We start from the raw sequence: 14899 nt of genomic DNA, 5'->3' as shown, positions 1-14899 counted from the left end.
AGTTTAAACTCTTTATCATATTTTCGTTTTACCATCTTGAACACTCCTCTAATGTGGGTTCCATGTACAGATCATTATACATGCTTTCCCCCAATTAGCTGTGTCCAGTTTTTAGAGTAGCATCAAGCGGGTATTTCTCCCTTCACCTTAAAGATGTGGATTCAGAAGTACCAGACCAGCGGACCTTCCGGCCTCCAGCCGAAGAAAACCTGGAAGCCGTATCCGGAAGCTGTCAAATCCAGGGCCGTCGATGATTTTCTTCAGGGCCGGGGAAGCCAGTGGGATATTTGTAAAACGTATCATCTTTCCTCCCCATCGGTTTTACGTCGGTGGATTCGTGCGTATACTGAGGGAAAGAACGATCCATCCCCCAGGAAAGGACGATCCCCCATGACGAACGGACGACCAACGACTTTTAAGGAACGGCTGGAGATTGTCCGGGCAGCGCTGGCCCGGGATAAAGACTACCAGCATACGGCAGAAGCGTATGAGGTGTCCTACCAGCAGGTGTACAGCTGGGTCCGAAAGTATGAAGCCCAGGGAGAAACGGGGCTGCAGGACCGCCGCGGAAAGAACCTGGAATCCCGGGAAGCCCTGACCGACGAAGAAAAGCTGAAACAACGGATCCGGGAACTGGAGCACCGTACGCAGTACCTGGAGACGGAGAACGGCCTCTTAAAAAAGTGGAAGGAAATCGAAAGGAGGGATCGCCGCAGCTAGGCCGGCACCTGCACCGGTACCAGGCCATTGATGAATACCATGCCGACACCGGGCTTCCGATTACGCTGTTGTGCCGGGTGCTCGGAGTCTCCCGTTCGGGATACTATAAGTGGCGGCGCTATGAACCGACCGCCGACCATCAGGAAAATACCCGGCTGATGACCCGGATCAGGCGTCTCTTCGCCGACTTCGGAGGCATTCTTGGATACCGCCGTCTGACCATGACGATCAACCGCCGGTACAAGAAGCAGTATAACCCCAAACGGATTCTGCGGCTGATGCGTCTTCTCGGATTAAAATCCCTGATCCGCATGAAAACGTCCGGCTGTACGAAAACCAGCTATAAAAATATCGAAGAAAACCTGTTGGAACGGGAGTTCCAGGCAGAAGCTCCCAATGAAAAATGGGTGACCGACATCACCTATCTCCGGTATGGGAAGGGCAAAAAAGCGTACTTGAGCGCCATTAAAGACCTGTATGACGGATCGATCGTGGCGTACCACGTCGGCCATTTCAACGACAACGACCTGGTGCTGGAGACCCTCCGTAAAGCAAAGGCCGCCCATCCGACCGCTCACCCGCTTCTGCACAGCGACCGGGGCAGCCAGTATACCTCCAAAAGGTACCGGCTCCAGACGACCGCGTACCAGATGGAACGGAGCATGTCCCGGGTGGGCAACTGTATTGATAATGCGCCGATCGAGAGCTTTTTCAGCCACCTGAAAACGGAACGGTATCATCGGAAAAACTATGCCCATTTCCAGGCGCTGTGCGAGGACATCGACGACTACATCTATTTTTACAACCATGAACGATACCAGAAGAAATTAAACAGCCTGGCCCCGGTCGAATACCGGAACCAGGCTGTAGCCTGACGTTTTATTATTTCGTTGTCTACTTGACGGGGAGCTGTTCATACCGGGACGGCCTTTTTAGCGGTTAAATAATATTTTCAGAAAAGCTGCACCGGATTTTCAAAGCATCTTCCCCTGTTACCATCTCTTTTCAGAGGATGTGATAGAGCACGCGTTTCAGGATAATTCTTTTTCTACAGTAATTTCATTCATGGAAGCTTTAAAGCGGACGATTTTTTCAGCACTGTCGAGTACGAAACGAACTCTTTTCACATATTTCAAGTACTGTGCCTGCTCGATCACGGTATGAAGGGCCATTTCCGCGGCTTCATGAAAAGGGTATCCTCCCCTCCCTGTCGCCAGCGCCGGAAGGGCGATCGTTTCAATATGGTATTTTTCGGCAAGTGCAAGGATATTCCGGTAGCAGGTTACAAGAAGCACATCTGCCGGTATATCTCTTTTGTAGACCGGCCCGCGGCAGTGAATCACGTAGTCATTGGGTAGGTAATACCCTTCGGTAATAAAGGCTTCTCCAGGACGTACCGGTGTCATTCTTCTGACTGCTTCTGTGAGCTGCGGACCGCCGATGCGCTGTACTGCTCCTGAAACACCTTCACTTTTCAGGATGCGTGATTCCGCCCCACTGACAATACACTCCACATCCTCCTGTCTCGTTATATCCCCCCGGACGATTTCCAGCGTCAGACCGTGTACATCGACTTCCATGTTTCATTCCTCCCGTATATTGTTTAGTCTTATTATATGTAAGTTCCCTATTTTCTGAAACTGAGACACCTTTCCGCCATTTTTATTTTTCATTTAACAAATAACATTTGCAGCTGAAACAATAAAAAAACAGCCTGCCGACGTGGCAGGCTGTTCAAATTTTTAATTACTGATATAGTGCTTCCGGAAGATTGATTACGCCGTTTCCGTAGTAAAAGGTACTGCCGAGATCATCTGCCGTTTCATTCAGCGTGCTTCGTACGTCCTCACTGGAAAGCGATGGATTGTTATCCATCATCAGAGCTGCAGCTCCTGCTGCGTGAGGTGCTGCCATGGACGTTCCGTTCAGGGAAGCGTAGGAGTTTCCGGGATACGTACTGTTAATATCTGCTCCCGGCGCCATCACTTCCAGTTCATTACCTACACTGGAGAAAGAAGCACGGTTATCATTGCTGTCGAGTGCTCCTACCGCCATTACAGAATCATAACGTGCCGGGTAGTTAATGGTGTTGCTGCCAAACCAGTTTGTTCCATCATTACCGGCTGCGGCAATAACAAGTATTCCTGCGTCGGCAGCGTTATTGCTTGCTGTTTCCATCGCCTGGGAATGAGTCGGCGTACCAAGACTCATATTTATTACGTCCATATCGCTGGCAATGGACCACTCAATTCCTGCAATAATACCATCCAGTGTTCCCCCGCCTTCAGCACCGAGTACTTTTACAGCGTACAGATCAGCTGCCGGAGCGACTCCAAGAACACCGTGGGAATTATCAAGTGCTCCGACTGTCCCTGCCACATGGGTTCCATGCCCGTTACTATCTGAATATGGATCAGGCTCCCCGCTTACAAAGCTTTCTCCTCCCTGTACATTCAAGTCGGAATGTGAAGCTTCAATTCCCGTATCAAGAACTGCTACCGAAACTCCGCTTCCCGTAAGACCACTGCTGTGAATGGATGGAGCTTCCAGACGGTCAATGCCCCACGGCACTGTCTGGGCTGTCTGTACTTCAATGTTTTCTTCAATAAAAGCTATATTCGGATTGTTCTCCAGTCCGTTCACCGCCGGTTCCGGCAGAGTCACGTGCAGCACATCCATGTAGTCGTATTCACGGATGACTTCCCCACCGGCGAAATTGACCGTTTCCTCATCGGGGCTCGTATGGAAACCAATGAGATATTCCTTCTTTTCAGCACCTTCTGCCCCAGCTGTCCCCGCGAGCATAAACAGTGCTGCAAGCATTATGGCTGTCATAAAACTAATTTTTCTCCACATAATAACTGCCTCCTCTATTAAGAATTCCTGCAAGTATAGAAAGAATTTCACTACAGTGAATTTCTTATGCGGACTGCTCAGACGGAACGTAAAAGCGGTAAAGCATCCACACGCTCCGCTGCTTAACAATTATTCATTCAGGAATATTTTCTCCTTCTGTTTCCGCTGCCTCTGCTTTAATTTCATCGATTTCTTCCTGAACTAATTCTGCAAACTCTTCGTTTTCTCTTAAAATAAAAACCTGCTTGGACATTTCCAGGTAATGCAGTGATTCTTTAAGACTGGCTTTATTTGAAAACCATAAACACTTTCCGCATTGAAAATAAAGATCTCCGAGCATATATATCGAGTTGTGTTCTAAAGAGACAATTACACCTTTTTTTGCTAGCTCTAGGGCTTTAGAATATTTATTTTGTGAATAATTATTTTTACTATAATTATAATAGATTACTGGAATTAATGTTTCATTAGGTAAATATGGGTGTTTTCTGCTAGCGAAAAGAAGTTTTTCGTATATTTCATTTGCTTCGGGATATTTCTCTTCAAGACTATAAATAATTGCTTTACTAAGTAAAATATCCAGTTCTCTTTCCGACTTGTTTTTATTGGTTGTTTCCGAGTGTGCTAAAGACTGATCAAAAAGAGCTACTGCTTCTGCTTCATCTCCATACAAATGGTAAATACAGATACCCTTACGCCATAAAAGAAACTGCTGTAAATGCGGTCTCTTAAACAAAGGATTATTTTTCTCTCCTTCTACCATTTCCAGAACTTCCTCGTACTTAGCCCGTTCCATATTTTTTGAAATATAATCGATCACTTGATAAACATAGTTTACTTTTGTAACATCTGCAAAATCATCAAAGAAATATTGGGGACTTACTCCAAGCCTATCGGCAATCATTGCCAGCATATTTGCGGACGGATGCACCATCCCCTTTTCCAGCTTGCTGATATAACTTTGATTACATATCCCCTCACAGACTTCTTTTTGTGAGATCCCATAAAAATGCCGGAGTTCTTTTATTTTCCGCCCGAATTCAATTTCCATACTTCCTTCCCCCCTCTTTTTCAGTTTATTCCTATATGAATATATTTTACCTTAATGTAAAGAAAAACCAAGCAATATTATATTAATCCGGGTATAAATCCGATAAACGCAAAAAGCACCTTATATAAGTATATGTCATAATTCACTCAAGGAGATGTTCACAGCCTGAACACATTCTTATAATCTATGAGGAGGTTTTTTATTTATGAAAATATTTTTCTTCACTCTGTTGGCGCTTATGATATTCGCTTTACCTGCTGGTGCTGTTGAATTATTCCAGCCTCTGGGTGATCTACCTTATAGACATAGATAAATACCCCCTCTAAATAATAAGAGAAAGACCCCGGAGCACCCCCCCGGGGTCTTTCTTATTGGCTTTTATTAGAAGTTTGCCGCCTGCTGTTCTGTTTTCTGAAGTCCTTCTTCGATAATTTCCTTCGCTTTATCAGGGAACTGATTGTGTCCTTCGATAATAACGCTGGAACGGTTTTCGATGCCGAAAAACTGCATGATCGTCTCTACGTAGTTGACTGCCATTTCCATGGAAGCAGCTGCGCCTTCAGAGTACACACCGCCGCGGGCGTTAAGAAGCATTACTTTTTTGTTGGACATTAAGCCTTCCGGTCCTGCTTCTGTATAGCGGAACGTCGTCCCTGCCTGACAGAGGTAGTCGAAGTACGTGTGAAGAACAGCTGGTACGCTGAAGTTCCAGAGTGGAAAAGCGATAACTACTTTATCTGCTTCAAGAAACTGGTTCAGATAGCCTTTTACAAGCTCTGCCGCTTCTTCTTCTTCCTTCGTCATTTCGATCCCTTTTGCTGTTTTAAACATACCGTGAATTTTATCCACATCGTAATAAGGAAGGTTCTCCTTAAAGAGATCCAGTTCCTGTATACGGTCGTTAGGATTTTCCTTCAAGTAATTATCCTTGAATTTGTTGTACATCTGTACACTGACCGCCTGGTCGTCCGGACGGGAATTTGCTTTAATAAATAATACGTTTGCCATGTATGATTCCTCCTGAAGATATACTGATTTTTCACTTACAAAAATATAGTATAAAGATCCTTTCAGAAAGAATCAAACGAAACGCTTCAGCTATTTTCTCTGCCTGCAGACTTTTAAGGTTATTTCATAATAAACATGCTTATTTTGCTGTTATGGCTTTCTCCTCCATAAACGAATGAGCCATTTCCCGGGCGCCTTCCCGGAACGTCACAGCCTGAAAGTCCGGAAAGCGGGCATGAAATTGAGCCGTGCTCATAATATACGGATGATCATACTGGTACAGCATTTCTTTCACTTCCCTTAAATCGGAAGAGAAGGCCCCGGCAGCTGAAAACATTTTTCTCGGTATCGTTTTCACTTTCCGGTCGGTCCCAAGTACTCGATTAAACTCTGCAGCGGCATTAACCATTGTTACCGGCTCACTGACCGGCAGATGCCATACTTTGCCGTACGTGTCTTCATCCAGCGCGAGGGTTCTCAGTGCCCGCCCAATATCCGGAGTGTAGGCAAAGGTACGGCTTAACTTGGGATCTTTACCGATGAATTGGGGATTTTTGTTTTTCAGCATCCTCTCGAGAAAGGAGATATACAAAATACTTTTTTCCACTCCCGGCCCGTAAAAATCAGCCGACCGGCCGATCACCGCTCTTACCCGACCTGTCCGGTGGGCAAGCATAAGAGCATCCGCTATTTTCTTACGTACTTTTCCTTTTCTGGAAGATGGCTTCTGCGGATGTTCTTCCGAAAAAGGCAGCCGAAGCGGCGGAGGTCCGTACATATAAATATTATCCAGAAAAATCAACCGGGCTTCTGTCTTCTCACAGGCAGTAATGACATTATTCATAATAAGCGGCCATTCTTTTTCCCACACTTTCGTATCATAAGGAAGACCGGCGCATAAATAGACGTAGTCCGCTCCGGATACAGACTCCTCTGCCTGAGCCAGATAACGCAGGTCAGCAGGAACCGTCTCGATGTCCTCAAACTCTTTCGACCTCGAAGCAGCCCGCACTTCCTCGTTTCTTTCTTTAAGAGCTTTCACTACTTCCCTTCCGGCGGCACCGGACGCTCCAAGCACTACATGCAGTGGCTGACTCATTATTTTCTCCTCCTTCTGTAAACAGCGGCTCCGTTTACTTATCTATACCCGGTTTGAAACAGGAAATCCTCCTTTTGAAGGAAACTGTGATATTATTAATCAGGAAGTTTGTTAATAAATTGTTTTTTATAAGTGATTCCGGGGGGTGGGAGACGCTGTCATGAAAATTATTATGATTCTTTTTGCTGTCACTGCTCTTGCTGCGTTTTCCTACAGTGAAATCGGCTGGCCGGAGTTGACAGAGGAAGAAAGGGATCCGCGGGTGACCGCCTCCGAAGCTGCCGCTCAGGATGGCCTGCACCCGATTGTTGAAGATAAAAAGGAAGAATTAAAAGATAAAGCTGCAGAGCGGGGTATTGATATTGTCATTACTGAAGACTACCGCTCCATCGAAGAACAGCAGGCCCTCTATGAACGGGGCCGTTCAGCCGATGGCGATATTGTTACAAATGCTGCCGGAGGAGAATCCTATCACAACTACGGACTGGCCGTTGATTTTGCACTGCGCAGTCCGGAAGGCAGCGTCGTCTGGGATATCGAAAGTGACTTTAACGGCAGCGGTCAGGCGGACTGGCTTGAAGTGGTTGATATAGCTAAGGATCTGGGCTTTGAGTGGGGTGGTGACTGGGATCACTTCAAGGATTATCCTCACCTCCAGATGTCTTTTGGATTGTCGATTCAGGAACTGAAAGAGGCTGCCGGAGTTCAATAGCAGCCTCTTTCACAGATTGACAATTTTTCTTTTCATTGAGAACACTCCTCAATCTTTCAGCAGACCGGGTCGTTTAAAACATCCTGTTTATGGGAAAACATTTGCCGGACTTCCTCTCTTTTCTCCAGTTACACTATTTTTTATATTTTACCTCTCCTCCCCGTCTTTCTGCATTGAACACCCATTTGCCGGCTTCTGTATGTTCTACTCCTTACCAGCATTTCACACAAATTAATATACCGGGCTTCTCTCTCGATCTTTCTTGTTTGAGCGGGTCGGCACCTGTGTTACACTCCTCACTAACAAGTTTTTGAAGGGGGAGTCATTCAACATGAAGAAAAAAATGTACTTAAGCGCAGCTGCTGCTTCCGTTCTAACTTTTATGGCTGCGTGTGGTGATAATGGGAATGATTTAAACGCAGGAGAAGAAAACCAGCCGGAGGAAAACGCCGGAGCTGAAGAAACTGCAGATGAAGAAGCTGCCGGTGACCAGGCTGGAGATCCAGCTGAGGAGCCTCACGGTGAAATGCCTGAACCTGATACAGAAGATATTCCGGACATTGTAGCCGAAGTAAATGGTGAAGAGATTACTAAAGAAGAATTTGAAGGAGTCTATCAGGATGCTTTCATGCAGCAGATGCAGCAGGCGCAGATGACTGGTGAAGAAGCGGATGAAGAACAGCTTCAGCAGGATGTTGCCGAAAGTATGGTAGGCACGGAACTGCTTCTTCAGGAAGCAGAAGAGCGTGATTATGAAGCCTCTGACGAAGAAATAGAAGAAATGCTCGATGAAATCGCTGCCCAGAGCGGTATGGAGTCCGGAGATGAGCTCCTTGCAGCACTGGAAGAGCAGGGCATGGATACAGAAGATGCCATGGAAGAAATCGAAACACAGATCAAAATGGAAAAAGTAATTGAAGATGAAGCCGGAGAAGCAGAAGTTTCTGACGAAGAGCTGGAAGAAATGTATGAACAGCTCGTTGCCCAGCAGGAAGAAATGGGCGAAGGTGGAGATGACATGGAACTTCCTTCTTTTGAAGAAATCAAACCGGAACTGGAAGCACAGGCTCAATCAGAACAGCAGGCAGAGCAGACCGAAGCAGTCGTGGATGAACTCCGCGAAGACGCTGACGTTACTGTACACCTGTAATTACTGCCGAAAACACGTTTTTTTAAATATAACAAGCTGAAACCCCTTCTTCACAAAAAGAGGGGGTTTTTCAGCCTGTTAAAGTGTTTTTATCTATAATTCTGCAGCAGGTGCAGACCTCCGTCTTATCCATTAACAAAATATTCATAGACCCTTTCAGCCTGCAGGCAGATAGTACATACAAAACTTCATATAAAAGCAGAAGCCTATTTTACAAGGAAAATACCGCCAGCAGTACCGCTCCCGCCGGTCCGATAAGGAAAATCCCTATGAGAAGCGCACGAACACTTTCTTTCAAAAGACTTTTTGATTCAGCCGGCTCCATCTTCTGATTTATTTCTTCCAGCGTTTTCCGCATGCTGTTTAATTCCCTGCGGATTTCTTCTTCAGAATTATTATTAATAATAACGCCCTCCTGCTTTCAGACGGTTGACGATGCCTACTTTCAATTAAGTTCCAGACTGCTGGATATGCTGATATTTTTCAAAGCCTGCGAAGCAAGCTGATCCGCCTCCTGATTGTTTTTTCTGTCTAGAAGGTGGAATTCCGGAGTAACGCCGTGTTGTTTAAGTTCGGCTTCAATTTTATCCGCCCAGCGGTGCAGTTTTTCTTCCAGACACGGCCATTCTCCGGACAGCTGGTTAATAACGACCTGGGAATCTCCGGCGAAACGCACCGGCATGTGCCTGACTTCAAGCTTCACCAGCTCCTCCACCCCGGCATAAAGAGCCGCATACTCCGCTTCATTATTTGTTTCCAGGTGATCCATGAGAAGATTTTTTCTTGTCCGGAAGCGTTTCCCATTCTTTTCGTAATAGACGGCCAGCCCTATTCCGGCTCTTTTTTGATCCCGGTCAAAATTCCCGTCAAAGTATACGGTTATATTATGCGGTTCCGTCTCCACTTCCTGAAGGTATTTATGCATTTCCTTGACAGTCCAGTAACTGTCCCTATCATCCAGAAACACAACTTCCTTTACCCTCCCGGTACGCTGCAGATCCTCTGCAAAAAGAACCGCTTCCTCCATCACAAGTTCATCCGAAGTCATGGTCGTTTCCAACCCTTTTTTTGTTTTATAGGTAAACTCCAGCCAGCCTTTCATCTGCGTCCCCTCATTCTTTCCTTCTTATCGAAGTTTATCGTTTCCATTCGATGCAGCACGATCGATCAGAAGCATACAATCTTTTTATATGTATTATTTTGTCACAAACAAGTATATTTCTCAAAAAGATTCAGCCTGTCGGGAGAAACGAACCGGTTAATTCATAAATAAAACACCTTCATGACACTTTTTGTCATGAAGGTGTTTCAGAGTGTTGATTAAGTCTTGATTTCAGAATAATTATTCTTCTGAATGTATAGCTTCCTCCTACACTCCCCGGCGGAAGCTTGCCGTGGGCTTGTCGTCAGCTATTTTCCATGGCCTGCGCCATGGAAAAGGATCTTCCGACTTCGCTTTATCCCACCGGCGTCCCCGCCGGACGTTCCGGAGGAAAATGCCTCTCCTGAATGGAAGAAAGGGCGGAATCAACACGTTTTTTAGAAGAGAAACCTTCTTTTTATTTTCCTGCTGGAGCTGCAGCAGGCGACTCCGAGGCGAGATAGGACGAGCTGAAGATCCATTTCTTCCGAGCAGTGGGAGGAAGAAATTAGCTGAAGCCGGCCCGCCCGGAAAGCGTCCTGCGGAGGCGAAAGCAGGAAATTGCATAGGCATGTATAAAAAACACTTTATAAACAGCCTGACCTTCATGACACTTTTTGTCATGAAGGTGTTTATTACAGCCGGATTTTTCTGCTCTCTAAATCAGCCAGGCATTATCCGGATTGCCGTAGCTTGAAAAGATATGATCTCTCGCATCATCCGCCAGCTGACGGAGTTTCCTGTTATCTGTGTGAAGCATTCTGCCGTCTCGCTTTACTGGTTTTCCTGCTACAAAAACACTGTCCACATTGCCTGTATGAGCGCACTGCACGACAGCACCTGCCGGATCATTCAGCGGGAACATATTCAGATCTGTCTTACGGATCATTTGGATGTCCGCCTGCTTACCCGGGGTAAGAGAACCGATTTTATCATCGAGAAGAAGGCTGCGGGCACTGTCAATCGTCGCCATTTCCAATATTTTCTTTGCTGAAATATTTAAATCGGGTCCCGGCATCTCCCCTTCTGCCAGCTGTTTTTCATTTACCCGTGACCGCTCTGCCTGAAGGGCAAATTTCATCTGAGCAAACATATCTCCGCCTGTGGAAGTCACGACGTCCACACCGAGTGCCGGATTTATGCCATTTTCGAGACAGAGACCTGTCGCCGGGTAGCCGTGCCCCATCATCATCTCAATTTCCGGCGTGACGGAAACGCTTCCTCCATGTTCTGCAAGCAGCTTGATTTCTTCCGGGCTTACGGCGTTGGCATGTGCAAAATTCAAATCCGGGCCAAGCAGTCCGGCATTGTGGAGTTTTTCAATAGAACGGGCGGCTCCACCCCACGTTCCAAAGCCTAAATGCATGGAACAAACGGCATCCAGCTCCCTTGCCAGCTTAATTTCTTTGACAGAGGTGTCCCACGAACAGAATTCCGGGCCGCGGACGGCAAGGCCCATCGTAAGCAGCTGATCTTTGGAAGAAAAATAACGTTCCTTGATCCACCTGGCATCTTCACTGTTATCCAGCGTGCTCTCCCCGTTCCAATAGTCCCCGTCTCCAGGACATCCGTGGGCGAAAACAGCCCGGACCCCGCTTTCTTTGAGGCCGCGGATCATTTCTTCTGTGTGGTCTCTCGAGATAACCATCGTCCAGTCCAGCAGTGTGGTCACCCCTGCATCCAGTGCTTCCACGGCACCGAGCAGGTTACCGATGTAATCATCCTGCGGACGCCGCATAGAGCCGATATTTCCGTAATAAATACTCCCCAGATATTTCTGAAGGGACCAGTCCGCACCGACGTTGCGGACAACCGATTCCCACGTATGACGGTGGCTGTCCACGAAACCAGGCAGAACTATCATGTCCTGTGCATCGATAATTTCATACCCATGGTCTTCAATCTCCGGTTTAACTTCCAGAATTTCATCTCCTTCAAATAATACATCTGCCTGTTTAAAGTCGCCGACGTTACGGTCCATCGAAAGGACAGTCCCGCCCTTTAATAACGTTTTCTGCATAGTATTCTGCTCCTTTTATACGGATTTTAACTGTAAACAGAAGGAAACCGCGGCTCTCTTTTTTCTATAAAAGCCAGGCATCCTTCGTGGAAGTCCTCCGGATCAGCGTACAGAAACTGATCGTCTGTTGTTTCATCCATCCAGCGGTTGAACACTTCCAGCGTCCCCGGAGAAACACGGGCTGCTTCCTCCGCTTTCGCTGAAGCTTTTTCCCGGAGCTGTCGTTCCGGCACAATCTCCTGCAGCAGTCCCAGCTGACGGGCTTCCTCTGCGTTGTATATGTGGCTGCCGGCTACGAGGGCCCGTACCTGCTTTGTTCCAAGAGCTTTTTCGATCCGACGCAGAAAAGCAGCTCCGAGCCGTATACCGAGTCTGGCCACTGGAATTCCCATTCTTGCTCCTGCTGTACCGATGGTGTAATCAAATCGTAGAGAAAAAATAAACCCTGCTCCAAATACCGGACCGTCCACTGCTGCGATAATCGGCTTCGGAAGGGTTTCAAAACAGCGGATCGTCTTTTCCATCGTCCGGAATGCTTCATCCGCTTCTTCAATCGTCATCCGGCTGAACTCTCTTATATCTGATCCGGCGGTAAAAGCACCTGCCGTTCCTTCAAAAAGAACCGAGCGGATATTTTTGTCTTCGTGCAGCTTTCTGCCTATTTCATAAAGCTCCTGCCACATTTCCCGTGTAAGAGCATTTCCCGCTTCCGGCCGCTGAATAGTTACCACACCGACAGCTCCCTGCTTACTGAATACAATATCTTTGGATGATTGCTCTGCAGGCATCTCCACATTCAAACTTCCTTTCTTTTCAGGTCCTTAGACGAAACGGACCCGATTAGTCTGCTTCCCTAAATCAATTGTTCCGTCCGTACTTTTAATCTCACTGACGATAACGTCCCCTTCTTTTAAATACTTTCCGTTGCTGCTCTGACTTTTATTCAGCGTTTCCACTTTATCACCTAGCTTCTCAAACGGATTGAGCAGCTGATTCATTTCTTCAGCGGAAAGCTTCAGTGCGACGCCTCCCGGGGTTCCTGTCATGAGAAGATCCCCTGGGTAAAAATCCATCATTCCGGAAAGTTCCACGAGCGTTTCCTCCGGCTTATACAGCAGCTGGGAGGTCCCAGCCTCCTGCCTGATCTCCCCGTTCACCGTCAGTTTCAGCTCCATTTCATGCACTTTAGCCCCTTCTTCTTCATCAATTAAATAAAGTACCGGTCCGGCCGGGCAGAATGTTCTGAGACTCTTTCCTTTAAACCACTGGTTTTCTGTAAACTGCATGTCCCTCGAAGATACATCATTTGTAATGACAAATCCGGCGATGTAGTCCGACAGGCTGGAGAAGTTCTCGGGCAGCTTTTCGGAAAGTTTCTTTTTAAAGACGAGTCCGAGCTCAATTTCGTAATCGAGCAGTTGAACGGAAGAAGGACATTCAATATCGTGATCCGGCCCGGTCAGGGAGCTCGGTGCTTTCGTGAAAATCATATTGAACGGCGGCCGGCCGGCATCAAGTCCCCCTTCTTCCCGGTGGGCCGAGTAGTTCGCTCCCTGACAAACAATCTGGGCAGGGGATGTTACCGGGGACAGCAGTTCAACGTCCGAGACCGCAAGCGATGCGGCGGTGTTTTTATCAAGGGAGGCCGCTTCCCCGCTTCCCTGTTCAAGAAACTCAGCGAGCGTCGGATATTTCCCCGGAATTTCGTAGATAGTATCCTCTTCCAGCACACCCCATTTTACTCCGTCTTTATTAAAACGTACGATTCTGATTCCCATCCTTACTCCTCCTTATGCTTCAACAAATTTCACAAAATTGTCCGTTACCGTATCCAGAAAATCAACAGTTGCTGTGTCCGTCATGCCGCCTTCCCCGTCGAGCTTCTTGTTCACCCCTCCGATGAGAACTTCATTGCCCGGCAGTACTCTTCCTCCGACTCCCGGCGCCGCCATAATCTGACGGAGATGAATCTGGCATCGTACTGTTCCAAGAAATCCTGGCGTTGCCCCGACAATCATCACTGGCTTTCCCGTCATAACCCGGTCGCCGCGGGAAACCCAGTCAATTGCATTTTTCAGCATGCCCGGGACGGAGTGGTTGTACTCCGGTGTTACAACCAGTACTCCATCAGCTTCTTTGATTTTATTTTTAAAGATTTTAACAGTTTCCGGCGGATCTTCTTCTTCATCCTGGTTAAAAAACGGAAGGCTTTTAATATCCAGCTGTTCGATTGTCATTTTGTCTTTAAATCTTTTTGTCATAAAATCAGCAACCTGCTGATTGTACGATTCTTTTCGAATGCTTCCTACTATCATTACAATTTTCACGGTGAAACGCTCCTTTATTTTTCCACTGACTTCACGAAACGATTAACTGCCTCCGCTGTTTTTTCCGGCTGTTCAAGCATGACATCGTGACCGGCTGCGGGAATTTTTTTAATTGCTGCAGCCGGGTACACGCCCCGCAGATTTCCTTCCGCTCCCTGGGGCAGCAGTTTTTCTCCGGTTCCATAAACAGCGAGCAGTGGAGTCTGCGACCCACGGAGTTTCGCCGCTCCTTCTTTATAACTGTCACAGGCGGCAAAATCCTTGTACGTTTTTTTAAGGGAAACGCTTTTCAAACGTTCTCTCTCTTCCTCCAGCAGCTCTGAGCCGGTTTCTTCTGCAAACATGGCACGGAGCAGTCCTTCCGGGTACGTACCGGAAGCAAGCTGCTGAAGAATTTTCGGATGCACCGGCAGCTCTGTATGACTCGAAAGCAGCACCACACCTTTAACGAGCGGATGATCCATCAGTTCCAGTGCGATCAGTCCGCCCATGGAATGGCCGCACACGACAGTTTCTTCTTCCAGATGCTTCTTGACACTTTCTGCGTAATCGGAAATCGTCACGTCCGGACCCTGCTGTAATTCATGCAGCGGAAGAAAATCAGCCGGATTTTCCAGATGCTTTTTAATCAGCCGCCATTTACTTACACTTCCTCCCGATCCATGCAAAAATATGAGTTTCAGATCGATCCCTCCTCGTATAGTATGTTTAAGTCCCTTTGGAACTTATCAATTTCTCTTGCTTTCTTCTCAAGGATACTTTCCTCTTGGACACCTCGAGATATTTCTAGATAATGGTCTTAGGATCATTTGGGA

The 14899-nt window shown here is 47.0% G+C and carries 18 protein-coding genes; 4 read left to right on the top strand and 14 right to left on the bottom strand.

The window, feature by feature from the left end; all coding sequences use genetic code 11:
* Positions 1-147: 147 nt before the first annotated feature.
* Positions 148-303 carry a hypothetical protein gene (locus C6Y45_RS17885; protein WP_218017827.1) on the bottom strand — a complete coding sequence of 52 codons (156 nt, stop codon included), beginning with the start codon at positions 301-303 and terminating at the stop codon, positions 148-150.
* An 87-nt stretch (positions 304-390) separates the two neighbouring features.
* Here C6Y45_RS17885 and C6Y45_RS17880 point away from each other — a divergent pair, with 87 nt between their 5' ends.
* Both C6Y45_RS17880 and C6Y45_RS16295 read left to right on the top strand, forming a co-directional pair.
* Positions 391-720: a helix-turn-helix domain-containing protein gene (locus C6Y45_RS17880; RefSeq protein ID WP_218017826.1), complete on the top strand. Its 330-nt coding sequence runs from the start codon at positions 391-393 to the stop codon at positions 718-720.
* On the top strand, positions 684-1595 hold the full coding sequence (locus C6Y45_RS16295) for an IS3 family transposase (RefSeq protein WP_160058466.1): 912 nt from the start codon (positions 684-686) through the stop codon (positions 1593-1595). The genes C6Y45_RS17880 and C6Y45_RS16295 overlap by 37 nt, the downstream gene beginning before the upstream one ends.
* Positions 1596-1751: 156 nt before the next feature.
* Here the strand turns inward: C6Y45_RS16295 and C6Y45_RS16290 are convergent, their stop codons facing one another.
* The 5 genes from C6Y45_RS16290 to C6Y45_RS16270 form a co-directional block, all read right to left on the bottom strand.
* Positions 1752-2300, bottom strand: a complete 549-nt coding sequence (locus tag C6Y45_RS16290) for a macro domain-containing protein (RefSeq protein ID WP_107586283.1) — start codon at positions 2298-2300, stop codon at positions 1752-1754.
* 166 nt (positions 2301-2466) lie between these two features.
* The gene (locus tag C6Y45_RS16285; RefSeq protein ID WP_107586282.1) at positions 2467-3576 is read right to left on the bottom strand and encodes a S8 family peptidase; all 1110 of its coding nucleotides are present in this window, start codon (positions 3574-3576) and stop codon (positions 2467-2469) included.
* A gap of 133 nt (positions 3577-3709) precedes the next feature.
* On the bottom strand, positions 3710-4627 hold the full coding sequence (locus tag C6Y45_RS16280; protein ID WP_107586281.1) for a helix-turn-helix domain-containing protein: 918 nt from the start codon (positions 4625-4627) through the stop codon (positions 3710-3712).
* Between the two features lie 381 nt (positions 4628-5008).
* Positions 5009-5635, bottom strand: coding sequence for an FMN-dependent NADH-azoreductase (locus tag C6Y45_RS16275; RefSeq protein WP_107586280.1), 627 nt, complete (start codon positions 5633-5635; stop codon positions 5009-5011).
* Between the two features lie 139 nt (positions 5636-5774).
* Entirely contained in the window at positions 5775-6734 is a 960-nt protein-coding gene (locus C6Y45_RS16270; protein ID WP_107586279.1) for an NAD-dependent epimerase/dehydratase family protein, read from the bottom strand.
* Between the two features lie 160 nt (positions 6735-6894).
* Between C6Y45_RS16270 and C6Y45_RS16265 the strand changes: the two genes are divergently transcribed.
* Both C6Y45_RS16265 and C6Y45_RS16260 read left to right on the top strand, forming a co-directional pair.
* On the top strand, positions 6895-7446 hold the full coding sequence (locus C6Y45_RS16265; protein ID WP_245922692.1) for a M15 family metallopeptidase: 552 nt from the start codon (positions 6895-6897) through the stop codon (positions 7444-7446).
* 331 nt (positions 7447-7777) lie between these two features.
* Positions 7778-8596 carry a SurA N-terminal domain-containing protein gene (locus tag C6Y45_RS16260; protein WP_107586278.1) on the top strand — a complete coding sequence of 273 codons (819 nt, stop codon included), beginning with the start codon at positions 7778-7780 and terminating at the stop codon, positions 8594-8596.
* Positions 8597-8807: 211 nt separating this feature from the next.
* Here the strand turns inward: C6Y45_RS16260 and C6Y45_RS17725 are convergent, their stop codons facing one another.
* The 8 genes from C6Y45_RS17725 to C6Y45_RS16225 form a co-directional block, all read right to left on the bottom strand.
* Positions 8808-8954, bottom strand: coding sequence for a hypothetical protein (locus tag C6Y45_RS17725; protein WP_160058464.1), 147 nt, complete (start codon positions 8952-8954; stop codon positions 8808-8810).
* A gap of 87 nt (positions 8955-9041) precedes the next feature.
* A complete protein-coding gene (locus C6Y45_RS16255) occupies positions 9042-9698 on the bottom strand; it encodes a reverse transcriptase-like protein (protein ID WP_107586277.1) in 657 nt (218 codons plus the stop codon).
* A 267-nt stretch (positions 9699-9965) separates the two neighbouring features.
* A complete protein-coding gene (locus tag C6Y45_RS17720; protein ID WP_160058462.1) occupies positions 9966-10310 on the bottom strand; it encodes a hypothetical protein in 345 nt (114 codons plus the stop codon).
* Positions 10311-10395: 85 nt separating this feature from the next.
* Positions 10396-11757: an amidohydrolase family protein gene (locus C6Y45_RS16245; protein WP_107586275.1), complete on the bottom strand. Its 1362-nt coding sequence runs from the start codon at positions 11755-11757 to the stop codon at positions 10396-10398.
* A gap of 26 nt (positions 11758-11783) precedes the next feature.
* The gene (locus tag C6Y45_RS16240; RefSeq protein ID WP_245922693.1) at positions 11784-12545 is read right to left on the bottom strand and encodes an enoyl-CoA hydratase/isomerase family protein; all 762 of its coding nucleotides are present in this window, start codon (positions 12543-12545) and stop codon (positions 11784-11786) included.
* A gap of 33 nt (positions 12546-12578) precedes the next feature.
* Positions 12579-13535 (bottom strand): fumarylacetoacetate hydrolase family protein, encoded by a 957-nt coding sequence (locus C6Y45_RS16235; RefSeq protein ID WP_107586273.1) that lies wholly within the window; start codon positions 13533-13535, stop codon positions 12579-12581.
* A gap of 12 nt (positions 13536-13547) precedes the next feature.
* Positions 13548-14084: an NADPH-dependent FMN reductase gene (locus tag C6Y45_RS16230; RefSeq protein WP_107586272.1), complete on the bottom strand. Its 537-nt coding sequence runs from the start codon at positions 14082-14084 to the stop codon at positions 13548-13550.
* A gap of 14 nt (positions 14085-14098) precedes the next feature.
* Entirely contained in the window at positions 14099-14752 is a 654-nt protein-coding gene (locus C6Y45_RS16225; RefSeq protein ID WP_160058459.1) for an alpha/beta fold hydrolase, read from the bottom strand.
* Positions 14753-14899: the final 147 nt, after the last annotated feature.

Source organism: Alkalicoccus saliphilus (assembly GCF_003044065.1).
Lineage (GTDB): Bacteria > Bacillota > Bacilli > Bacillales > Salisediminibacteriaceae > Alkalicoccus > Alkalicoccus saliphilus.
This window is presented reverse-complemented; position numbering and strand designations above follow the sequence as displayed.